Source organism: Streptomyces angustmyceticus, from assembly GCF_040701845.1.
Lineage (GTDB): Bacteria > Actinomycetota > Actinomycetes > Streptomycetales > Streptomycetaceae > Streptomyces > Streptomyces angustmyceticus_A.
The window spans coordinates 485,140-507,805 of the sequence record NZ_JBFBHQ010000004.1; the positions used below are offsets into that span (position 1 = coordinate 485,140).

General features: G+C 71.3%; 17 protein-coding genes. 11 read left to right on the top strand and 6 right to left on the bottom strand.

Annotation, left to right across the window (positions count from 1 at the left end; all coding sequences use genetic code 11):
• Nucleotides 1-150: 150 nt before the first annotated feature.
• The 3 genes from AB0411_RS12870 to AB0411_RS12880 all read left to right on the top strand — a co-directional run bounded on the left by AB0411_RS12870 (nt 151) and on the right by AB0411_RS12880 (nt 3,429).
• Complete coding sequence (locus AB0411_RS12870) at nt 151-843, top strand: ATP-binding cassette domain-containing protein (RefSeq protein WP_366417304.1); 693 nt, start codon at nt 151-153, stop codon at nt 841-843.
• The gene (locus tag AB0411_RS12875) at nt 840-2,783 is read left to right on the top strand and encodes a YhgE/Pip family protein (protein WP_366417305.1); all 1,944 of its coding nucleotides are present in this window, start codon (nt 840-842) and stop codon (nt 2,781-2,783) included. The genes AB0411_RS12870 and AB0411_RS12875 overlap by 4 nt, the downstream gene beginning before the upstream one ends.
• Before the next feature lie 493 nt (nt 2,784-3,276).
• Entirely contained in the window at nt 3,277-3,429 is a 153-nt protein-coding gene (locus tag AB0411_RS12880; RefSeq protein ID WP_366417306.1) for a hypothetical protein, read from the top strand.
• A 475-nt stretch (nt 3,430-3,904) separates the two neighbouring features.
• Here the strand turns inward: AB0411_RS12880 and AB0411_RS12885 are convergent, their stop codons facing one another.
• Complete coding sequence (locus AB0411_RS12885; RefSeq protein WP_366417307.1) at nt 3,905-4,558, bottom strand: SRPBCC family protein; 654 nt, start codon at nt 4,556-4,558, stop codon at nt 3,905-3,907.
• A 139-nt stretch (nt 4,559-4,697) separates the two neighbouring features.
• Here AB0411_RS12885 and AB0411_RS12890 point away from each other — a divergent pair, with 139 nt between their 5' ends.
• On the top strand, nt 4,698-5,351 hold the full coding sequence (locus AB0411_RS12890) for a TetR/AcrR family transcriptional regulator (RefSeq protein WP_366417308.1): 654 nt from the start codon (nt 4,698-4,700) through the stop codon (nt 5,349-5,351).
• A 109-nt stretch (nt 5,352-5,460) separates the two neighbouring features.
• Here AB0411_RS12890 and AB0411_RS12895 read toward each other — a convergent pair whose 3' ends face one another.
• The 3 genes from AB0411_RS12895 to AB0411_RS12905 are packed head-to-tail and all read right to left on the bottom strand — an operon-like array spanning nt 5,461 to nt 8,315.
• A complete protein-coding gene (locus AB0411_RS12895; protein ID WP_366417309.1) occupies nt 5,461-6,690 on the bottom strand; it encodes a cytochrome P450 in 1,230 nt (409 codons plus the stop codon).
• 12 nt (nt 6,691-6,702) lie between these two features.
• On the bottom strand, nt 6,703-8,064 hold the full coding sequence (locus AB0411_RS12900) for an NAD(P)/FAD-dependent oxidoreductase (protein ID WP_366417310.1): 1,362 nt from the start codon (nt 8,062-8,064) through the stop codon (nt 6,703-6,705).
• Nucleotides 8,061-8,315, bottom strand: a complete 255-nt coding sequence (locus tag AB0411_RS12905; protein ID WP_366417311.1) for a ferredoxin — start codon at nt 8,313-8,315, stop codon at nt 8,061-8,063. Before AB0411_RS12905 ends, AB0411_RS12900 begins: the two co-directional genes overlap by 4 nt.
• Before the next feature lie 190 nt (nt 8,316-8,505).
• Between AB0411_RS12905 and AB0411_RS12910 the strand changes: the two genes are divergently transcribed.
• The 3 genes from AB0411_RS12910 (at nt 8,506) to AB0411_RS12920 (ending at nt 12,042) form a co-directional block, all read left to right on the top strand.
• A complete protein-coding gene (locus AB0411_RS12910; protein WP_366417312.1) occupies nt 8,506-9,171 on the top strand; it encodes a TetR/AcrR family transcriptional regulator in 666 nt (221 codons plus the stop codon).
• Nucleotides 9,172-9,286: 115 nt separating this feature from the next.
• The gene (locus AB0411_RS12915; RefSeq protein WP_366417313.1) at nt 9,287-9,937 is read left to right on the top strand and encodes a hypothetical protein; all 651 of its coding nucleotides are present in this window, start codon (nt 9,287-9,289) and stop codon (nt 9,935-9,937) included.
• Between the two features lie 254 nt (nt 9,938-10,191).
• Nucleotides 10,192-12,042 carry a glycoside hydrolase family 35 protein gene (locus AB0411_RS12920; RefSeq protein ID WP_366417314.1) on the top strand — a complete coding sequence of 617 codons (1,851 nt, stop codon included), beginning with the start codon at nt 10,192-10,194 and terminating at the stop codon, nt 12,040-12,042.
• Nucleotides 12,043-12,120: 78 nt separating this feature from the next.
• Here AB0411_RS12920 and AB0411_RS12925 read toward each other — a convergent pair whose 3' ends face one another.
• Nucleotides 12,121-13,284 (bottom strand): alanine racemase, encoded by a 1,164-nt coding sequence (locus AB0411_RS12925; RefSeq protein WP_366417316.1) that lies wholly within the window; start codon nt 13,282-13,284, stop codon nt 12,121-12,123.
• A 151-nt stretch (nt 13,285-13,435) separates the two neighbouring features.
• Here AB0411_RS12925 and AB0411_RS12930 point away from each other — a divergent pair, with 151 nt between their 5' ends.
• The 4 genes from AB0411_RS12930 (at nt 13,436) to AB0411_RS12945 (ending at nt 20,644) form a co-directional block, all read left to right on the top strand.
• Nucleotides 13,436-14,026, top strand: coding sequence for a helix-turn-helix domain-containing protein (locus AB0411_RS12930; protein ID WP_366417317.1), 591 nt, complete (start codon nt 13,436-13,438; stop codon nt 14,024-14,026).
• Nucleotides 14,027-14,185: 159 nt separating this feature from the next.
• Nucleotides 14,186-15,100 (top strand): class A beta-lactamase, encoded by a 915-nt coding sequence (bla, locus tag AB0411_RS12935; protein WP_366417318.1) that lies wholly within the window; start codon nt 14,186-14,188, stop codon nt 15,098-15,100.
• Nucleotides 15,101-15,393: 293 nt separating this feature from the next.
• Nucleotides 15,394-16,971: an alpha/beta hydrolase gene (locus AB0411_RS12940; RefSeq protein WP_366417319.1), complete on the top strand. Its 1,578-nt coding sequence runs from the start codon at nt 15,394-15,396 to the stop codon at nt 16,969-16,971.
• Between the two features lie 298 nt (nt 16,972-17,269).
• On the top strand, nt 17,270-20,644 hold the full coding sequence (locus tag AB0411_RS12945; protein WP_366417410.1) for a pyruvate carboxylase: 3,375 nt from the start codon (nt 17,270-17,272) through the stop codon (nt 20,642-20,644).
• A gap of 153 nt (nt 20,645-20,797) precedes the next feature.
• Here the strand turns inward: AB0411_RS12945 and AB0411_RS12950 are convergent, their stop codons facing one another.
• The gene (locus AB0411_RS12950; protein ID WP_366417320.1) at nt 20,798-21,946 is read right to left on the bottom strand and encodes an ABC transporter substrate-binding protein; all 1,149 of its coding nucleotides are present in this window, start codon (nt 21,944-21,946) and stop codon (nt 20,798-20,800) included.
• Between the last annotated feature and the right edge of the window lie 720 nt (nt 21,947-22,666).

The following is a 22,666-nucleotide window of genomic DNA, read 5'->3' on the forward strand; positions in this document are numbered from 1 at the left end:
CACATGGATGGTGCGGTGCTGCGGGGGAGGGGCCCGATCCGGCACCCGGGCCCGGGCACACGGGCCCCGGACGCCACCCTCCCCACGTGAAGAGCATCACAACTGGCATGCCGCAGGGGTGAGTTGACCGATCCCGGCCAGGACCATTGCATGACAGCTGCTGGAGTCGACGTGGTGGCCCGCGGGGCGAGTGTGCGGGGGCCGAGGGGCCCGGTGTTCGAGGGGGTGGATCTGGACGTGCCGGCGGGCGGACTGCTGGCCGCTCACGGGCCGGCCGGCTCCGGGCGTACCTCTTTGTTGCTGGCGCTCGCCGGGCGGATGCGGCTCTCCGGCGGGACCATCCGGGTCGGCGGGCATGTCCTGCCCGCCGACGGGCGGCGGGTGCGCGGACTGGTCGCCATCGCCCGGGCCGCGCCCGCCGTCGACCTCGAAGGGCGACTACGGGTGCGCGAGGTGATGGCCGAACGCTGCCTGACCCAGCCCGGGGTGACGGAGCGCCGCATCCGCGAGGCATACGAGACCCTGGCCCTCGCCCCGCGAGAGGCGGACCTCGTCGAGGACCTCGGCCCGGCCGACCGGTTGCTACTGGCGACCGCACTCGCCCTCGCCGAACGGCCCGGGGCCCTCGTGGTCGACGACCTCGACGACGGCCTGCCGCCGGACGCGCACGCGCCCGTGTGGGAGGCCCTGCACCGCGTCCGGGAAACCGGCCCCACCGTGCTGGCCGGCTGCCTCCGTCCGCCTCCGGACACCCCTGGTCTGACCGCCCTGTTGCTCCCGTCGCGCAGCCGGGACCGCCTCCCGGCCGCGACGGCCGCAGTCCGAGAGGACGCCGACACATGAGAGCCGTCAAGCTGGCCCTGCTGGAACTGAGGCGCTTCCGCGGCCCGATGCGCCGACTGGTCCCCGTCCTGCTCTGCCTGGTGCCGTTGCTCTACGGCGCCATGTACCTCTGGGCGAACTGGGATCCGTACGGCAAGACCGACCGGATGCCGGTCGCCGTCGTCAACCAGGACCACCTGGCGCATGCGAAGCAGGGCCGCCGGGTGAACGCCGGCGACCAACTGGTCCGGCAGCTCAAGGCGTCCGGCACCTTCGACTGGCACGTCGTCGGACCGGACGAGGCGCGGGACGGGCTGGAGCACGGCCGCTACTTCTTCACCATCGGCATCCCGTCCGACTTCAGCCGCAAACTCGCCACCGGCGCCGACACCCGCCCGCAGCAGGCGGGCATCCACATCGAACTCAACGACGCCAACAACTACGTCGCCGGCATCATGACCGAGGTGGTCCAGAACAAGCTGCAGGACCAGGTCAACTCCGCCACCCACGCCGCCTACGTGCGCAGCATCTACGGCGAGCTGTCGGACGTGCGCGACAAGCTGTCCACCGCGGCCGAGGGCGCGCACCGGCTGGTGGGCGCCACCCGCGTGGCGCAACAGGGCACCTCGACGGTCGCGTCGGCGACCTCCACGCTCCGCGACGGCGCCGGGGGCGTCTCCGCCGGGGCGCAGCAGATCGCCCGCGCGACCGGCCGTATCGATGCCCTCTCGGGCCGCCTCGACCGGGCCGCGGCCGACCGCCTGCCCGGCGCCGTGGCCGCCCTGGTGACCACCGCCCGGCTGACCACCGACGGTCTGGACGCGGTGCACACCGCCACCAGTGCCGCCCGCAAGGGCACTTCGCGTGCCGTGGCGGACCTCACCGATCTCGCCGACTCCCACCCCGAACTGCGGGACGATCCGGTCTACCGCACGTCCCTCCGTCACGCCCGTGACCTGGAGGCCACCGCCACCGACCTCGACGGCCGGGCCGGAGCCGCCGAGAACAACGCGCGGCGCTCCCTCCGCGCGGCCGAGGGCCTCCAGGACGACATCGGCTCGCTCCGGAGCGCGGTGCTGGACCTGCACACCCCGCTCCGGCTCGTCGACACCGGATCGCACAGCGCCGCCGACGGCGCGCGCGGCCTGGTCGACGGGCTCGGCACACTGGAGAAGGGGTCCGGAGCCCTGCGCGCTGCCGCCGACCAGGCGCACGACGGCGCGTCCGACGTCTCCCGCACCGTCGACGAGGGACTGCACAAGGTCCCCCGCACCAGCCCCGACCAGGTGGCCCACGCCGCCGAGGTCCTGGGCACCCCCGTACACATCGACCGCGGCAACCTGCATCCGGCGGGCGTCTACGGACGCGGCCTGGCCCCATTCTTCTTCGGCATCGCCCTGTGGGTCTTCGGCCTCTTCGCCTACCTGTTGCTGCGCCCGCTCAACGCCCGTGCCCTGGTCGGCCGGGTCGGTGCGTTCACCACCGCCGTCGCGGGATGGCTTCCTGCCGCGGTGCTCGGCGCCGTGGGGGCGCTCGTGCTCTACGGCGTCGTGGACCTCGCGCTCGGACTCAGCCCCGTCCACCGCTTCGCGATGCTCGCGCTCCTGGTCACCGCGGCCGCGGCCTTCGTCGCCGTCGACCACTGCCTGCGCACCGTCTTCGGCGTGCCGGGCGACGTCCTGTCACTGGTCCTGCTCATCCTCCAGCTCACGGCCTCCGGCGGGCTCTATCCGCTGCCCACCGAGCCGTCCTTCTTCCAGGTGCTGAACCCCCTGCTTCCGATGACCTACCTGGTCGACGGGTTGCGGGTCACCGTGTCGGGCGGGCTCACCACCAACCTGCTGCGGGACTTCGTCGTCCTCCTCCTCTTCACGGCCGGCTTCCTCGCCCTCACCGCCCTCGCCGTACGACGCCAACGGGTCTGGACCCTCGGGCGCCTCCACCCGGACGTCTCCCTCTGAGCGCTGTTGCACGCTGCCTCGGGGCCATGCCTGGTACCTCACCAACCCATGGCTCACGTAGCGGTGTTGGCGGTGCCGCCGGAGCACGTGGCACCCATCACGATCGCCGTCCCTGCCCGAATGCTTCACCTGACTGCTTTTCACTGATGCGGTCGGAATGCCGAGTTGCGCTCGATGGCCGCATCGCGGCCACGGGATAGCGGAGTTCGGACGGTGCGCTGAGTTCACGCCGCCGGAATTCTCTTGACCAGGGCGGGAAGCCGGAATTCAGAGAGCGACCAGCGGCCACGTTGCGTACACGAAAAAAAGCCGTATTTGCCTTAACTTTCAGCCTTTTCCCGTTTGATTTCGGCTCGTGTCACGGCGTAGCGTGGGGAGTGGTTCAGCTGGACAGCTGGATATCCACCAGAGATTCAAGGAGGCACGATGAGCTTCCGAAGCGTACTCCCCCTGAGGCATGGCGGCGACGACTGGGACGACTATGGACGTGGCCGTGGCTACGGACGTGGCCGTGGACGCCGCTTTGGACGTGGTCGCGGTTACGGCCGTGGCCGTGGACGCGGCTTTGGCCGAGGACGCGGTTTCGGCCGCGGAGGCCGTTTCTAGCGACCCCCAGGTCAACTTCGAGGCTGGTCCCCAGCGATGAGGGCTGGCCTCGAAGATGCTGCGATACGGCGGCTGTAGGCGGCGTCAATTCCCGCCGCTCGCCCCCTCGGCGGGAGCGGCGCACATAATTACCTTCGTGCACCATGAATAACCCGTGTACGCCAACGGCGCATTGGGTTTCATGGTGTTTTTCGTGTCCCGGGTGTCTGATCGGGTGTCCGGGCAAGGGAAACGCTGCGTGAGGCGCATCAGGGTCACACGCAGCGCGCTTCCGGGCCTTCCCTGCCCGAGGTATTCAGTATTCCCGCCGACGGCATGCCCCGCAATCCCAGATGTGCCATGCGCCGTTTGTTTCATCAACCTTTTGCGTAATCCTCAGGGCTGCATAACGATGCGCTGCGCTCCGGGAGGAAGTTCCATCCGGTTGGGCACCAACGAGCGCCCTTTGACCGCGCGTTCAACGGCTGTCACCAGCGGTAGGGCGCTGATGACGGGGCTCGGGCGCGGTTCTCGGGTCAGTGCGGCAGGTGGTGGGCGCGGGCTTCGGCGGTGGACTTCAGGTCGCGCAGCCACGCTTCGAGGCCCTCGCGCAGAATCTTGGTCGCGGTGGGCGCGTCCGCGTCGACCTGGGCGCCGGTGTGGGTCTCCTCGGTGCTCACGCGGACGTCGCCCTTCACCTTGGCGAAGCTCCAGACATGGACGCCCTCGATGCGCAGCCCTTCGCCGATCGCCGGGCCGGTCCAGCGGAGGCACGCATGGTCCTTGACCTGCCGGACGGTCGAGGTGATCTCCAGGTTCGTGGCGGGAGTTGAGGGGTTGGGGGGTACCGGGGTCGTCCACCGGAAGGCCGAACCCTCGCGGAACGGTCCGTGGTCGAGGCGCTTCGCGGTCTCGACGGGGCGCTGCCAGGACGGCCAGTGCTCCACGTCGGTCAGCAGCTTCCATATGGTGCGCAGCGGGGCGTCGATCACGATCTCGGTCCGGTGGCGGACGAGAGCGTCGGGATCGACGCCCTTGCCGCGGCAGGTGAGGGGCTTGGCGGGAGCGGAGGTGGGGGAGGCGTGGGAGCCGGCGGCCCCGGCGGGTGCGGCGCCGGGGATCAGGAGGCCTAAGGCGAACGGGACGGTGAACAGGGCGGCGCGGACGCCGGTGCTGCGCATGCCGGACATGGAGTTCCCTTCTGAGCTACAAGGCAATGCTTACGTGAGAAGTTATAACGACCCGCGAGACGGCAGGTCAATAGATGCGTGATACCTTCTCACTAACACGTGATGATGTAGCTCGACGGATCGGGGACGGTGGCAGGTCATGGCGGAGACGGGTGCGAAGACCCCGCGGGAGCGCTATCGGGCCCAGGTGCGGGCGGAGATCACCGAACGCGCCTGGGAGCAGATCGCCGCAGCGGGGGCGTCCGCGCTCTCCCTCAATGCGATCGCCAAGCAGATGGGCATGAGCGGACCGGCGCTCTACCGCTACTTCGCCAGCCGTGACGATCTGATCACCGAACTCGTCCGGGAGGCGTACCGAAGCCTCGCCGAGACCCTCCGTGCGGCCTCCGACTCCGGTGCCGACCTGGCCGGGCTGGCCCACGCCCTGCGCGGCTGGGCGCTGGCGGACCCGCAGCGGTACTTCCTCGTCTACGGCACCCCCATCCCCGGCTACCACGCGCCCGCGGACACCACCGCCCTCTCCTCCGAGATCATGACGACCGTGCTCGAAGCGTGCGCGGCGCTCGCACCGGACGGCGCCACCACCCCCTTCGGCACCTACCTGCAGGATCACCGGGACTGGGCCGCCGGCCACCCCGCCCCGCCCGAAGCCCTCCACCGGCTCCTGACCTTCTGGACCCGCCTGCACGGCGTGCTGTCCCTGGAGCTCGCCGGCCACTTCACCGGCATGGGCCTCGACCCCGCCCGGCTCTTCGCGGCCGAACTGGACGGCCTGCTCGCTCCCCGCCCCTGAGGTCGCAGACCTCGCTCCCCGTCCCCGGGGTCGCAGACAGCGCACCGCCCCCGATCCGCCTCGGCGTGCGGCGGATCGGGGGCGGCGTTGAGGCATGCCGGCCGGCCGGTCAGGCACCGCCGTTGCCGGGGACGAGGCGGCTGAAGGAGACCGGGAGGCTCTCCGGGCCGCGCAGGATCGCGTTCTCCCGGTAGGGCGGGGGATCGGCGACCAGGCGGGGGGACTCCAGGCGGCGGGCGAGCGCCGTCAGGGCGATCTGCGCTTCGGCGCGGGCGAGGGTGGCGCCGATGCAGTAGTGGATGCCGCCGCCGAACCCGAGGTGCGCGTTGTCCGTGCGGTCGGGGACGAACCGGTCCGGGTCCGCGAAGCGCTGCGGATCGCGGTTGCCGGCGGCGAGGAGCAGACGGATGCGCGAGCCCTTGGGGATGGTGGTGCCGGCGATGTCGATGTCGGCCAGGGTGCTGCGACCGGACATCTGTACCGGCGGGTCGTAACGCAGCACCTCCTCCACGAGCGGAGTGGCGAGATCGGGGTCGGTGCGCAGCCGGGCGAGGGCCTCGGGGTGGCGCAGCAGGGCGAGGGTGCCGTTGGCGATGAGATTGACGGTGGTCTCGTGGCCGGCGATGAGCAGCAGGCCCAGCGTGACGCGGAGGTCAATGGGATCCATGGGGCCCTCGGAGGCCTGGCTGTGCATCAGGCCGGAGAGCAGGTCGCCACCGGGGGCGGCGTCGTGCCGGGCGATGAGCCCTTCGAGGTAGTGCTGCAACTCGGCCCGCGTCGCCTGGAGTTCGCGGATCTCGTCCTCGGTCTGGGTGTCGATGGGGTCCAGGCCGCGGGTGAGCCGGCGGGCGAGGCTGCCGAAGAGGGCCTCGTCCTCGCGCGGCACACCGAGCAGTTCACAGATGACGGTGACGGGCAGGGGGTAGGCCAGGTCGGCGACGACGTCCAGCTGTCCCGGCCGCTCGCTGGTGTGCGCGTCGAGCAGATCGGTGACGAGCTTCTCGATGTGGTCGCGCATGCCCATGACGCGGGGGACGAACTGCTGGGTGACCAGCCGGCGCAGCTGGTCGTGCCGGGGCGGGTCCTCGACCAGCAGGCTCTTGCGGATCGGCCGCTGCTGCGGCGGGGGGAGCCGGTCGGCGCTGATGCGCGGGTCGCGCAGCAGGAGGCTGATCTCGCGGTGTCCGGTGGCCAGCCAGTTGCCGTCGTCCATGCGCGCGACCGGCTCGCGGAGCAACTGCTCGTAGTGGGGGTAGGGGTGGGGACGGTGCTCAAAGCGGAGGGCCTGGGCGAACAGCTCCGCGGCCGTGTGCTGGTGGGCGGTCGAGGTCGTGGTCATGGTGGATCTCCCTCACTCGTGTCCGGCCAGGACGGCCTGGGCGGACGGCGCGGACGGGGCGGCGGCGTGGGCCGGGTGACCCGGTGCGGGGACGGCGGGCCGGGGGAACGCAGGGTCGAGCGGCTCGGGGCGGTCCGGTCCGTCGGTGGCGTTGAGCACCGGGGGGAAAGGGGCGCCGGCCTCGATGAGGGCGGCGTATCCGTCCAGCACCCGGGGGGAGTCCACCGCGACGGCGGCCACCAGACGGCCCTGCCGGCCGTAGGCGGCCACGAACTGCCGCTGGTCGAGGGCGCCCTGGGTGAGGACGACCTGATCGGCCAGGGAGGGCAGCCCCACGCACTTGAGGTTGACGCCGAACTGGTTGGACCAGAACGCCGGCAGGGGGCGATGGGCGAGAGGCGCCCGGGAGCCGTGCACCATGTTGTGCGCGGCGGTCCGGGCCTGCGCGACGGCGTTGTCCCAGTGGTCCAGACGCAGCAGCTGCCCGGGGTAGAGCGGGTGCGGCCAGCGGGCGACATCGCCGGCGACGAAGACGTCGGCCAGCGGCGTCCCGTCGTCGGCCAGGGCCCGGCAGGACTCGTCGCACACCACGCCGCGGCCATCCACGGCCAGCCCGGAGCCGGTCAGCCACTCGGTGTTGGCGAGGGCGCCGGCGGCGACCACGGCCACCCCGGTCTCCACCACGCTGCCGTCGGACAGGACCGCCCGCCGCAACGCGCCGTGGGCGTCGCCTTCCAGCGCCCGGACGGTGGTGCCGAGCCGCAGGTCCACCCCGGCGTCGCGGTACCAGCGGGTCGCGGCGCCGCCGATCACGCCGCCGAGCGCACTCCCCAGCGGGGTGTCGCCGCGCTGGGTCACGGTCACGTCGAGGCCCAGGTCACGGCAGACCGAGGCGACCTCGCCGCCCGTGAAGCCGGCGCCGATCACCAGCACCCGGCCCGGTGCCGCCGCCAGTGCCGCGCGCAGCCGGTCGGCGTCGTCGCGGGTCCGCAGCACGTGCACCCCGTGGAGAGCGCCGCCCTGCTGCTCGGGCCAGGGGCGGGACCGGGTGCCGGTGGCGATCAGCAGCCGGTCGTACGGCACCTGCCGCCCGTCCGCCAGCGACACCTGGCGGGTGTGCGGGTCGACGCCGGTTGCGGGGGTGCCGAGCAGCCATCGGGCGTCGATGTTGCGCACCCGGGGCAGCACGGTGTGGTCGGTGGACAGCCAGCCGGACAGGACCGCCTTCGACAGCGGCGGACGGTCGTAGGGCGCGTGCGGTTCGTCGCCGATGAGCGTGAGCTCACCGTCGAACCCCTGGTCGCGCAGTGCCTCGGCGGCCCGCAGGCCGGCCAGGGAGGCGCCGACCACGACGATGCGCTCGGGGCCCTTCACCGTGCGCCCTCCGAGGCCGGGGGCGCGGGCTCGGTCGCCCCGCCGAGAAGGATGGCCTGCACCGGACAGGCCGCGGCGGCCCGCTCGACGTCGCGGCGGGTCCGCGGATCGGGCGCGTAGTCGTACTCCAGCGCCTCCTCGCCGTGGAACCGGAAGACGGTCGGCGCGGCGTACACGCACTGTCCGTAGCTCTGGCATCGGTTCAGATCCACGACGAGCCGGAGCTCCTCGGGTGGCGGATCGGTGGGCATTTCTTGCTCTCCTCCCAGGTCGGCGGGGGTTCGGCGGGGTCTTCGGCGGGGTCTTCGGCGGTGTCGGGCGTCGCCGTGCGACGTCATCCGGATTCGATTGCACCCGCCATTCAGATAGCAACCACTATTCAGACTGTACACGCTATCGAAGCATTGACATAGTGCTCACTATCTGAATAGCATCAGCGATATGAGTACCGATCGAGGGGAACCCGCACGGCAGCGGCTCACCCGTGCCGAGGCCAAGGCCCGCACCCGGCGCCTGCTGCTGGACGCGGCGGCCAGGGTCTTCGCCCGCAAGGGCTTCGCCGGCGCCTCGGTGGAGGAGATCGCCGAGTCGGCCGGCTTCTCCATCGGCGCGCTCTACTCCAACTTCGGCGGCAAGGAGGCCCTCTTCCTGGAGCTGATGGCCGAACGCGGTCTGGGTCGCGTATCCGAGGCCGCCCAGACCCTCGACCGCCACGAGGCGGGCACCGGGGAGGCCGCGGCCGAACTGGGGCGCCTGTTGGTGCACGTCGCCGACAAGGACACCGATTTCGCGCCGCTCCAGGCCGAGTTCTGGCTCTACGCCGTACGCAACCCGCACGTCCTCGACACCATGGCCACCGCGCTGCGCGAACCACGCCAGGCGCTGGAGGGCCTGATCGACACCTGGCTCGCCGAGCGGGGCGCGCCCGCCGACGTTCCCGCCGACTCCGTGGCCACGGTCGTGGCGGCGCTGTTCCAGGGGCTGGTGCGCCTGCGGCGCGTCGATCCCGACAGCGTTCCCGAGGAGCTCTTCGGCCAGGCCCTGCAATGGCTCTTCAGCGGCATCGGCGCGGCCCCCGCGCCGGCCCGCCCCGCCGACCAGGACTGACCGCACCGCGACCCGGACCGCCCCGTGGCCGCCACCGACGGCGGATGCCGCGTGCCGCCACCAGGGCAGAGCCCCGGCTCGCTGCACACCCCTCCGTCTGCAAGGAGCCGCTTTCATGAACCCGCAACGGCAACCGGCCGCCCGGGCCGTCCGCAGGGGTTACGCCGTGGCCGGCGCGGTCCTCGCCTTCATGTGGCTGGGGGAGACCGGCGAGCCCGCCTGGGCCCACGCCGTGCGCGCGGCCTTCCTCCTCCTGCTCCTCCCGCCCCTGCTCCTGCGGACCAACCGGACGCTCGCCGCCGCGTTCCACGAGTCCGCGCACCCCCGCCGGGCGCTGGCCCGTCTGATCGCCGCCCGGATCCTGATCGTCGCGGCGGCCCTCGCCGCCGGTGCTGCCCTCGGGCACCTCATGAACCCGCACGCCGCCGACGACACCCGAGCATTCGTCGTCCGGGTGCTGTGCCTCCTGCTGACCATCCCGCTGCAGATCCGCTTCGCGTACCGCGCGCGGGCCAAGGGCGCGCACCCCTCGGCCCGCCCCACCCTGTCGGCACCCCGGGTGATGGGCGCCAAGCTCGGCCTGATCGCCGCCGCGCTGCTGCTCCAGATGCTGATCGATCCCTATGTGGCCGAAGCCCAGGTGATCACCGCAGCCGTCGTCGCCGTCGCCGTGACCGCCGTGGGCCCCCGGCTCCACGCCAAGCTGTTGATCTCCCCCGCTCCCCACGCCACCGGCCGACGGAGCCCTGCGCGCGCGACCACGTGACGGGCGCGGCCCCGTAACGGTGCACGGGCAGGTGGCCGCCGCGCAGTGCCACGTGGCGGTGCGCCCGGGAGCCCGAACGGCGCGTCCCCGCCCGGCAGTTCGTAGGCGCCTCGATCGCGCCGTGTTTCCCCGTGTTCCGTCACGAACCCTTGTGCTCGTTTCTGTTCTACAGAACACTCTCACTGCACAGAAACGCCCATGACCGAACATGTACGCGTCGTGGGTGACGATCTGTCGAGCCGAGGAGTGCAGATATGGCGCCATTCAGTCGACGTGGATTCCTGAGCGCGGCCATGGTGGGGGCCGCCTCCCTGGGCGTCGCCGTGGGCAGCGGCCGGACCGCCCTCGCCCAGGCGGAGGACCCGAGGGGCCTGACCCTCCGCGGAGACGAATTCCTGCTGGACGGCAAGCCGTTCCGGATCCTCGCGGGCGCCTTCCACTACTTCAGGACGCACCCCAAGGACTGGCGCGACCGGCTGACACGGATGCGGGCCATGGGCCTGAACACGGTGGAAACCTACGTCGCCTGGAACTTCCACCAACCGTACGAGAAGAAGGCCGACTTCACCGGATGGCGCGACGTCGCCGCCTTCATACGGACCGCCGACGAGGTCGGGCTCAAGGTGATCGTGCGACCCGGCCCGTACATCTGCGCGGAATGGGACTTCGGCGGTCTGCCGGCCTGGCTCCTCAAGGACAAGGACGCGCCGCTGCGCCGCTCCGACCCCGCGTTCGAGCGGGCCGTCGACACCTGGTTCGCCGAACTCCTGCCCCGGTTCGTCGATCTGCAGGCCACCCGCGGCGGCCCCGTCATCGCCCTGCAGGTCGAGAACGAGTACGGCAGCTACGGCGACGATCACGCATACCTGGAGCATCTGCGGGACACCATGCGGGCACAGGGCATCGACAGCCTGCTGTTCTGCTCGAACGGAGCCACCCAGGAAGCGCTGAAGGCCGGCAGCCTTCCCGACCTCCTGTCCACCGTCAACTTCGCCGGGGACCCCACCGGACCCTTCGCGGAGCTGCGCGCCTTCCAGCCGGACAAACCCCTGTTCTGCACGGAGTTCTGGGACGGCTGGTTCGACCACTGGGGCGAGCCCCACCACACCACCGACCCGGCGCAGACCGCCGCCGATGTGGAGAAGATGCTCGCAGCGGGGGCGTCGGTCAACTTCTACATGGCGGTGGGCGGAACGAACTTCGGCTGGTACGCGGGCGCCAATCTGACCGGCAGCGCCTATCAGCCCACCGTCACCAGCTACGACTACGACTCACCGATCAGCGAATCCGGCGAACTCACCGAGAAATTCCACGCGGTGCGCGAGGTGCTCGCCAAATACACCACCGTGCCGGACACGCCCCTGCCGGCCACGCCGCCCCGCATGCCCGCCCAGCGGATCGCCGTGCGCGAGTCGGTGCCGTTGATGGCGTCCCTCGACGCGCTGAGCACTCCGGTACGGCGTACCGCCCCCGTCCACATGGAGGCACTCGGCCAGGCACACGGACTGATCCACTACCGCACCCGGGTGCACGGACCGCAGGGGACCAGACGGCTGCGGCTCACGGGCCTGGGCGACCGTGCGCTGGTGTTCGGCGACGGCGAGCGCATCGGCACCTTCGACCGCAACCAGCCGGACCACACCCTCGACGTCACCGTGGCCGGTACGTCCACCACCCTCGATCTCCTGGTGGACCCCACGGGGCGGATCAACTTCGGCCAGGGCCTCAACGACCCCAAGGGAATCAGCGGCAAGGTCCTCCTCGACGACGAGGAGCTGCACGACTGGGAGATCCGCCGGCTGACGCTGGACAACCTCTCACCCCTGAAATTCACCGGCGACGACACGCCGACCGGCCCCGCGTTCCACCGGGCCCGGGTCCATGTCGACACTCCCGCGGACGGCTTCCTCGCCTTTCCGGGCTGGGACAAGGGCATGGTCTGGCTCAACGGATTCGCCCTCGGCCGGTACTGGTCCCTCGGGCCGCAGGTCACCCTCTACGCACCGAGCCATCTGTGGCGGCGGGGGCGCAACGAGCTCGTCGTGCTGGAGATGGAGCGGACCGGGGACGGGATCGAGGTACGGTCCGCGCCCGATATCGGCTAGGGCGCGGCGCGACGGCGGATCCTGGCTCGCACTCGTCGGCCTCGCAGCCGTCGGCCGTCACCCCTCGACCCCGAGCCGTCAACGGAACTGCGGATGCCACACGTCGCGGACCTCCCCCTCATCGTCGACGACCGCAATGTCGGGCCATCGGTCGAAGGCCGAGCACGGGTGGGAGATGCCGAGTTCGACCTCGTCGCCCACGTGGAGGTCTTGTGCGTCGGTGAGGACCAGATGGTGGTCGTAGATCTGTGCCGCGGTGGCCCGCGCCGCGGCGCGCGGGGCGCCGGCGGCCGAGCGCGCCCCGAGGACGATGGGCAGCCCGGCGTCGTAGGGGAGCTCGCGCTTGCCGGCCCCGACGACGGCGGTTCCGGGCTCGGGCGCGGAGAGCACGGTGGCGCCCACCGTCAGGGCCGGACGCAGGCCGGGCAGCGGCGAGATCCGTGCGTAGGTGCCGTGGTCGTGGGTGACGTAGCAGCCGGACCGGAGCACGGAGACCAGGGGGATGCCGGCGTGCCGGTTCCGGAGCTCCGCCACGGCGCGGACGACGCGGTCGGGAAAGGCCGAACCACCCATGCTGAAGACCGGTTCCGCGGTCTCGTACAGGGGTGTCAGGGATGCGAAGGCCTCGGCCACCGTGCGGCAGTGCTCGTCGACGGCGGCGAGCGTCGCCGCGTCACGGACGTTGGGGCGCACCCCCTCGTATCCGGCCACACCTGCCAGGAGGACTCCGGACGGCGCCTTGGCGGCGGCCGCACCGAGCTCGTACGCCTCGGCGATGTCGCGCACCCCGGCCCGGCCGCCCGGCACGCCGACCTCGACGAGCACCCGCAGCGGATTGCCGCTGTCACGCATGGCCGCTGAGGCGAGGTCCAGGCCCGTCGGGGAGTCGATGAGGCAGAAGAGTTCAAGGTCCGGGGCCTCGTCGAGAAGGCGGCGCAGGAGTGCGAGGTCCGAGGAGTGGATCACCTGGTTGGCGAGGAGGATGCGGGTCACGCCCCAGCCCCGTGCCACTGCGGCCTGCCGCGCTGTGGCCACCGTGACGCCCCAGGCCCCGGCCGTCAGCTGCTGCTCGACGACGGGGCGGGTCATGGTGGTCTTGATGTGGGGGCAGAGCTCGGCTCCGTGCTCGCGGCACCAGTCGGCCATGAGGCGCACATTGTGCTCCAACGCGCTGTGCCGGAGCCGGAGTTCGGGTAGCGCGCGGGCCTCGCGCCGGATGGACGGCAGGTCGTCGGGGTGCATGGGGCCCTCCAAGGTGCGCCGGGCGCAGACGGGAAGCGGGGAGACGGATGTCGTGTATTGAGGATGGAACGTACAAGATATGCGACACACGGGCAACGCCTATAGTGGACGCAGCGTGCTCTTTACTGGATGCGAGGAGGGGGTGGGTGGCGTGACAGCCGACGAGAACCCGGCCGGGACGCAGGGAGCGGCTGACGAGGGGATCGGTCGGCACCTGCGCCGGGAACGCCTGGAGCGGGGGCTCACCTTGGAGCAGCTCGCGGACAGGACGGGGCTGTCCCGCAGCTATCTCAGCAACGTCGAGCGCGATGTGAACAGCCCGACGATCAACACCCTGCGGACGATCGTCGAAGCCCTCGGTACGACCCTCAGCAGACTCTTCCGCGCCGTCGACCGTGGGCACCGCGTCCTGACCCGCCCCGATCAGCGGGTCGAGCTCACCCGGGCCGGCGTGGAGGGCGTCACCTACACCCTCCTCAATCCTGAGCACGGCGGCCGGCTGGAGATGATGCTCCTGGAGGTTGCCCCGGGCGCAACGTCCGGCGACCGGCCGCATTCCCACACGGGCGAGGAGGTCGGCGTCATGCTGAGCGGGGAACTGGACTACTGGGTCGACGGCGTCCACCACCGCCTGCGGCCGGGCGACTGCGTCAGCTTCCCGTCCTCCACGCCGCACCGCTACCACAATCCCGGTGAGGTGCCCGCCGTCTGCGTGTGGGCCGAGACCCCGCCGAGCTTCTGAGCGCACCGCTCCCGGGGGCCGCGGTGGCCGGCGTGGGCATTCCTACAGAAAAGCCCTGAAAGGGAACCAAGCGGCTTTTCCCGGCCTCTTGGACAGCGAAGGCAGTCGTCGTGACCGCAGAGAAGCCGTCATGACCGTAGGAACGAGGAGAGTACGACCTTGGAGACCACAGGATCCCGCCGCTCTCGCCGCGCGGTGCTGGCCCTCGGGGCGGGCACGGCGCTCGCGGCAGCCCTGCCGGGCACGGCCCACGCCGCAACGCCCGGAAGGGAAGGCCTCGTTGGGCGACTGAGGGACCTGGAACAGGAGTACTCCGCGCGGCTCGGCGTGTTCGCCTACGACACGGCCACGGGCCGGACCGTGAACCACCGCGCGGACGAACGCTTCGCGATGTGCTCGGTGTTCAAGTCGCTCGCCGCCGCGGCCGTCCTGCGCGACCTGGACCACAACGGTGAGTTCCTCGCCAAGCGGATCCGGTACACCGAGAAGTACGTCACCGACTCGGGCTACGCCCCGATCACGGGCAAGCCGGAGAACGTCGCCCGGGGCATGACGGTCGAGGACCTGTGTGCCGCCGCCGTCTCCCAGAGCGACAACGGGGCGGGGAATCTCCTGCTGCGTGAGCTGGGCGGGCCGACCGCGATCACCCGCTTCTGCCGCTCGATCGGCGACGGCACCACGCGTCTCGACCGGTGGGAGCCCGAGCTGAACACGGCGGAGCCGTGGCGGACGACCGACCTCACCACCCCTCGTGCCATCGGGCGGACCTACGCCCGTCTCGTCGTGGGTGACGCTCTCCCCGCCGAGGACCGGAACCGGCTGACCGGCTGGCTGGTCGCCAACACCACCAACGGGGAGCGTTTCCGCGCCGGTCTTCCCGCCGACTGGAGGCTGGCGGACAAGACCGGTGGCGGTACGCAGTACGGGGTCGCCAACGACGTGGGAGTCGTCTGGCCTCCCGGACGCCCGCCGCTCGTCCTCGCCGTCCTGTCGACCAAGTACGACCCGCAGGGCCCGACGGACAACCCCCTCGTCGCCAAGACCGCCGCACTGGTGGGCGCGGCACTCACCTGACGCCGCGGCGCGGTCACCGGTCCTCGCCGGAGCAGCGCGGGCCCGGGCCGGTGAAAGGCGCCGACCGGGCCGCCGGCCCGGAGCCCCGCCTGATCGCCCGCTGGGCGCGCCACCCCACTCAGCGTGCCCCGGGCATCGCCCCAGCGTGATGCCGGCTCCGCCACGACCGCTTCGAGGTGTGTTCTCCCGTCGACACCGCGTATAACTCGCGGCCGACTGTGACGGGGCCAATAGCCATGTGGCGACGCTTGTGCGCATGCTCCCCCGGGGGTTACCGAGAGAGCGAGAAGGCGATGCCCATAGCCCGCAAGTCCATGGCCCTCACGGCCGGTGTCCTGGCCGCCACCACAGTGGTGACGGCCGGCGCCGTCGGTGGCGCCGCGGCCTCCCAGCCCGACCAGGCCAAGGGCCGGAACACGTCCGCCCCGGTGCTGCCCGCGCGCTTCACCCAGCAGAAGGTCCAGTGGACGGCCTGCGGCGCGGACGTCACCGCCAAGACCGTGCCCGGCGCGGAGTGCGGCTGGGTGAAGGTCCCGGTCGATTACGCCGCCCCGGACGGCAAGACCCTCAAACTGCGGGTGTCGCGGGTGCGGGCCGAGGACCGCAGCCATCGGCTGGGGTCGCTGCTCTTCAACCCCGGCGGGCCCGGCGCCGGCGGCGCGGCCGACGTGGCCGACGGAAACTGGCAGGCCGGCAAGGAGGCCAGGGCCCGCTACGACCTGGTCGGCTTCGACCCCCGCGGCATAGGCGCCTCCGGGCAGGTCAAGTGCCCCGACGGCGCGCCGCAGGAGCCCGAGAGCCTGCCGCGCACCGAAACGGAGGCCAAGCGGGCCTTCGCCGACGCGACCGAGCAGGCCCAGGCCTGCAAGAGGGCGAGCGGCCCGGTTCTCGCGCACATGGACAGCGTGAGCGTCGCGCGCGACCTCGATGTGCTCCGTACGGTCCTGGGCGACGCCAAGCTGAACTACACCGGGTACTCCTACGGCAGCTTCCTCGGCCAGCAGTACATGAAGCTGTTCCCGGACAAGGTGGGCCGGATGGTGCTCGACAGCGTCGTCAACCCCGCCGCCGACATGCAGAAGGTCGCCCGGCTCGACATCAAGACGTCCGATGACGCGATGCGCCGTTACGCCCGCAACCTCGTCGCACGCGGCGACGACCGGCTGGGAGCCACGGCCGGGGAGATCCGGCGCCGGCTCACCGAGTTCGCCAGGAAGCTGGAGCGGAAGCCGCTGCGCGGGGCCGACGGCGAGGAATTCACCGACGGCGCCCTGTCCACGTACCTCGGGACGGCCGTGACGGACGAAAAGAGCTGGGAGCCGCTGACCAAGGCGCTGGTGGCCGCCCTGCACGGGGACGCGACCGCCTTCGACCGCTTCGACGCCGCGGCAAACGGCGAGAGCGGTGGCGGGAAGCCGACGCCGCAGGAGAAGCAGGCCGAGGAGAACGAGTCCGTGAGCATGCCCGCGGTGCTCTGCCTGGACTCCCCGTCCGCGCCGAAGTCCCCGAAGGAGATGCTGGCCACGGCCGACTCGTTCGCCGAGCAGTCGCCGCTCTTCGGGCGTCACTTCGCCTGGCAGATGATCGACTGCGCGACCTGGCCGGTCGCCCCCACGGGCGTGGCCGAGCCGATCAAGGCATCCGGTGCCGCGCCGGTGCTCCTGGTGTCGTACACCGACGATGTGCAGACTCCGCTGGAGAACGCGCAGACGGTGCACCGGCAGTTGGCCCACAGCTCGCTGCTCATCCGCAACGGCCAGGGACACGCGGCGTACGCCTCGGCGGACCCGTCCACCTGCACCGACCGTGCCGTCGACCGGTATCTGGTCGGGGGAAAGCTGCCCGACAATACCGCCCGCTGCCCGCGCTGACACAGGGCGGCCGGCGCAGGTGGGGGGCCTCGCGGGCCGGCGGCCCGCCCGATCGGCGAGTCGCTCGGCAGCGAGTCCTTGATCTGCCGGTGGTGCAGCGCTCATAGTGGTGCTGACCTGCTGAAACGGCGGCTGTGACGGCCGTCGGCAGAGCGTGGGTCCAGGTAGGGTCCGGATCTTGATGTCAGCTACCCGAATGATGAGGACCGGTCCGGTAACAAGTCACTGCGGGTCCGGCGACGATCTGCCCGTGGCGGACACCAGGGTGTCCGTCGACGGCAGGCTGAAGGGATCGAGAATGTTCCGCAAGGTACTGGTCGCCAATCGTGGTGAGATCGCGATTCGCGCCTTCCGTGCCAGCTACGAGCTGGGCGCGAAGACCGTGGCCGTCTTCCCGCACGAGGACCGCAATTCGCTGCACCGGTTGAAGGCCGACGAGGCCCACGAGATCGGCGAGCCGGGGCACCCGGTACGTGCCTACCTCTCCGTGGAGGAGATCGTCCGCGCCGCGCGCCGGGCCGGCGCGGACGCGGTGTACCCGGGCTACGGGTTCCTGTCCGAGAACCCCGACCTCGCGCGTGCCTGCGAGGAGGCGGGCATCACCTTTGTCGGGCCGAGCACGGACATCCTCGAACTGACCGGGAACAAGGCCCGCGCGGTGGCCGCCGCGCGGGCCGCCGGCGTACCGGTGCTCGGTTCCTCGGAGCCCTCCACCGACGTCGACGAACTGGTCCGTGCCGCCGAGGACATCGGCTTCCCGGTGTTCGTCAAGGCGGTCGCCGGCGGCGGCGGACGCGGCATGCGCCGTGTCGAGGACCGCGACACGCTGCGCGAATCCATCGAGGCGGCGGCCCGCGAGGCCGCATCCGCGTTCGGCGACCCCACCGTCTTCCTGGAGAAGGCCGTCGTCGACCCCCGCCACATCGAGGTGCAGATCCTCGCCGACGGGCACGGCAACGTCATCCACCTCTTCGAGCGCGACTGCTCGCTCCAGCGCCGGCACCAAAAGGTGATCGAACTCGCGCCCGCGCCGAACCTCGACCCCGAGCTGCGCGAGCGGATCTGCGCCGACGCCGTACGGTTCGCCCAGCAGATCGGCTACCGCAACGCGGGCACCGTCGAGTTCCTGCTCGACCGCGACGGGAACCACGTCTTCATCGAGATGAACCCGCGCATCCAGGTCGAGCACACGGTGACCGAGGAGGTCACCGACGTCGACCTGGTGCAGGCGCAGCTGCGCATCGCCGCGGGCGAGAAGCTGGCCGATCTCGGCCTCACACAGGACGCCATCGCCCTGCACGGCGCCGCGCTGCAGTGCCGTATCACCACCGAGGACCCCGCCAACGGCTTCCGTCCGGACACCGGCAGGATCAGCGCCTACCGGTCGCCGGGCGGCTCGGGCATCCGTCTCGACGGCGGCACCACGCACGCCGGTACGGAGATCAGCGCCCACTTCGACTCGATGCTGGTCAAGCTCAGCTGCCGGGGCCGGGACTTCAACACCGCCATCGGCCGGGCCCGCCGCGCGGTGGCCGAGTTCCGCATCCGCGGCGTGGCCACGAACATCCCGTTCCTGCAGGCCGTGCTCGACGACCCGGACTTCCGCGCCGGGCGGGTCACCACCTCGTTCATCGAAGAGCGCCCGCACCTGCTCACCGCGCGCCACTCCGCCGACCGCGGCACCAAGCTGCTCACCTACCTCGCGGACGTGACGGTCAACAAGCCGCACGGCCCACGGCCCGAGCTGATCGACCCGGTCACCAAGCTGCCGCCCCTGCCCGCCGCCGAACCGCCCGCCGGCTCCCGGCAGCGCCTCGCCGAGCTGGGCCCGGACGGATTCGCCCGGTGGCTGCGGGAGTCACCGGTCATCGGCGTCACCGACACCACCTTCCGCGACGCCCACCAGTCACTGCTCGCCACCCGCGTCCGCACCAAGGACATGCTCGCCGTCGCCCCGGTGGTGGCCCGGACGATGCCGGAACTGCTGTCCCTGGAGTGCTGGGGCGGCGCCACCTACGACGTCGCACTCCGCTTCCTCGCCGAGGACCCCTGGGAGCGCCTGGCCGCACTCCGCGAGGCCGTACCCAACATCTGCCTGCAGATGCTGCTCCGGGGCCGCAACACCGTCGGCTACACGCCCTACCCGACCGAGGTGACCGACCACTTCGTACGGGAGGCCGCGGCCACCGGCATCGACATCTTCCGGATCTTCGACGCGCTCAACGACGTCGGGCAGATGCGGCCCGCCATCGACGCCGTACGGGAGACCGGGACGGCCGTCGCCGAGGTCGCCCTCTGCTACACCTCCGACCTGTCCGACCCGTCCGAGCGGCTGTACACCCTCGACTACTACCTCCGCCTGGCCGAGCAGATCGTGGACGCCGGCGCCCAGGTCCTGGCCATCAAGGACATGGCGGGACTGCTCAGGGCCCCGGCCGCCGAGACGCTCGTATCGGCTCTGCGCCGCGAGTTCGACCTGCCGGTGCACCTGCACACCCACGACACCGCGGGCGGCCAGCTCGCCACCTACCTCGCGGCGATCCGGGCCGGCGCGGACGCGGTGGACGGCGCCGTGGCGTCCATGGCCGGCACCACCTCGCAGCCCTCGCTGTCGGCGATCGTGGCCGCGACCGACCACTCCCAGCGGCCCACCGGACTGGACCTCAAGGCGGTCGGGGACCTGGAGCCGTACTGGGAGAGCGTCCGCAGGATCTACGCGCCGTTCGAGGCGGGCCTGGCCTCGCCGACCGGCCGCGTGTACCACCACGAGATCCCCGGCGGCCAGCTGTCCAACCTGCGCACCCAGGCAGTCGCGCTCGGCCTGGGCGACCGCTTCGAGGACATCGAGGCGATGTACGCCGCCGCCGACCGGATCCTCGGACACCTGGTGAAGGTGACCCCGTCGTCCAAGGTGGTCGGGGACCTGGCCCTGCACCTGGTGGGCGCCGGGGTGAAGCCGGAGGACTTCGAGGCGACGCCGAACGAGTTCGACATCCCCGACTCCGTCATCGGCTTCCTCCGCGGCGAGTTGGGCAACCCGCCCGGCGGATGGCCGGAGCCGTTCCGCGCCAAGGCGCTGGAGGGCCGCGCCGAGCCCAGGCCCGTGCAGGAACTGACCGCGGACGACCGCACCGGACTGGAGAAGGACCGCCGCACCACCCTCAACCGGCTGCTGTTCCCCGGTCCGGCGGGCGACTTCGATACCCACCGTCAGGCCTACGGCGACACCAGCGTGCTGGACAGCCAGGACTTCTTCTACGGGCTCAGCTCCGGCACGGAGTACGCCATCGACCTGGAGCCGGGCGTACGGCTCCTGATCGAGCTGGAGGCCGTCGGCGAGGCCGACGAGCGCGGTATGCGCACCGTGGTGTCCACCTTGAACGGCCAGCTGCGGCCGATCCAGGTACGTGACACCGCGGCGGCGACCGACGTACCGGTGACGGAGAAGGCCGACCGGGCCAACCCCGGCCATGTCGCCGCACCGTTCGCCGGAGTGGTGACGCTCGCGGTGGCCGAGGGCGACGAGGTGGAGGCCGGCACCACGGTGGCCACCATCGAGGCGATGAAGATGGAAGCCGCCATCACCGCCCCGAAGTCCGGCCGGGTGGCCCGCCTCGCCATCAACCAGATCCAACAGGTGGAGGGCGGCGACCTCCTCGTCGACCTCGCCTGACCCTCTTCCGCCCGCCACGTCCGCGGGGGCGTTCCCGGCCCGGGCCGGGAACGCCCCCGCGGTCCGGCTACGGGCCGGCGTCGCACCCACCGCGTGGTGCCCGCCACCGGCAGGAAGCGGCGGGCACCACGTCGGGCCGGGTCTGCGTCGTGGTCAGGAAGCGCCCTTGCCCCAGCTCTGGGCGATGACGCCCTTGGCGTTGCCCTGCTGGGTCTCGGTCGGGAAGTCCGGTGTACCGGAGACCTTCGGCAGCTTCGCCGCCGCGGTCTTGTCGAGCGTGCCGGCCTTCTTCATGGCGGTCATCAGAGCCGGGCGGGCGAAGCCCTTGAGCCTGAGGTTCTGGCCCTCGGTGCTGTAGAGGTACTCCAGCCACAGGCGCGCGGCCGCGGGGTGCGCCGCATCCTTGTTGATGGCCTGCGAGTAGTACTGGGAGAACTTGCCTTCCGAGGGGACCACGACCTTCCAGTCCAGGCCCCTGGACTTGAACGCGCTGGTGTGCGCGGCGTTGAGGTAGTCCCAGTCGATGCTGATCGGCGTCTTGCCGCTGGCGATGGTGGCCGGGGTGGACTGGACCGGCGTGTAGTTGCCGCTCCTTCTCAGCTTGTTGAAGAAGTCGATGCCGGGCTGGATGTCGTCGAAGGAGCCGCCGTTGGCCAGGGCGGCCGCGTACACGGCGCCGAAGGCCGAACCCGACTGGGTGGGGTTGCCGTTGAGCGCGATCTTCCCCTTGTACTGCGGCTCCAGCAGGTCCTTGAAGCTGGTCGGGCAGGTCTGCACCCGCTTGGCGTCGCAGCCGAAGGAGATGTAGCCGCCGTAGTCGTTCGCCCAGCGGCCGATCGAGTCTCGCTGGACATCGGGGATGTCGGCGAAACCGGCGACCATGTAGGGCGCGAGCAGCCCATCCTGGGCGGCGGTCTGCGCGAAGGAGCTGCCGAGGTCGAGGACGTCGGGCGCGTTGCCCTTGTCCTTGCGCGAGGTGACCGCGCTGATCTCGTCCTGGCTGGCGCCCTTCGGGTTCTCGACCTCGACCTTGATGCCGTACTTCTTCGTGAAGCCGTCGATCAGGGCGCCGTAGTTGGCCCAGTCGCGGGGGAGTGCTATCGCATGCAGCGTGCCCTCCTTCTTGGCCGCCTCGGCCAGCGCGTCGATACCGCCGAGGGCCTCGGCCGTGGTCGCGGTGGCCGCGCTCTTTCCGCCGTCGGAGCCCGACGCGTCGGAGTCAGCACCACAGGCGCTGAGGGCGAGTGAGGCGACGGCGAGGACGCCGGTGAGGACGGCGGTCCTCGGCTGGAACACGGTCACGGTCTCTCCAGGGGTACGCACAGAGGGTTGAGGGGGTTCATGCGGGGCCGCTCAGGGGATGCACGTGGGGGGTGAGCTTGTCCGACAACTTGTCTGAACAAGCTGGGCCACAGTAGGCCCAACTATGGTGGCCGCCAGGTAAACATTGGTAAAACTAATGACTCCGATTCCCTCACAATCGCAGCTCGCAGGGGTCACTGCGGCACGTCGGCCGGGCTATCGGCACTGCACACTTTGCGCACAATTCCGCGTGAGGGGGGAAGGGTCGCAGTCCGGCCAAGGGGCGTCGATGCGGATGCCGTACAGGCCGGACCGGATCAAATGAACCCGGGTCGGGTCGCAATCGGCTTTCCGGGCAGCTCGCAGGACGCCGAACATGTCGGGTTCACGACTTCCGGAACGGGCGCCCCCATAACACCTGCTCGTACGAATTGCCCCACCTGTCGGGCGCCGGGCGTGGCACCCACACTCCCGCCCGGAAAGGCGGGACGATCACGGCGGCCGGGCTCGGCGAGCACTGCGCCCGTCGTCCCGGCCGGTTTCTCGCCGGCCGGTGGCACCGTGCCCCGGGGCAGGTCGCCCGGGCGGACACGACGCCGACCTGCCGGACGAGGTCATGGCCGCCCACAAGGAGAACCCCACCCGGAGCAAAGGGCTCAGGACACGGCGCAAGACCTCGCTGACGACCGGGCTCGGTCCTGGCGAAGGCCGAACTCAACG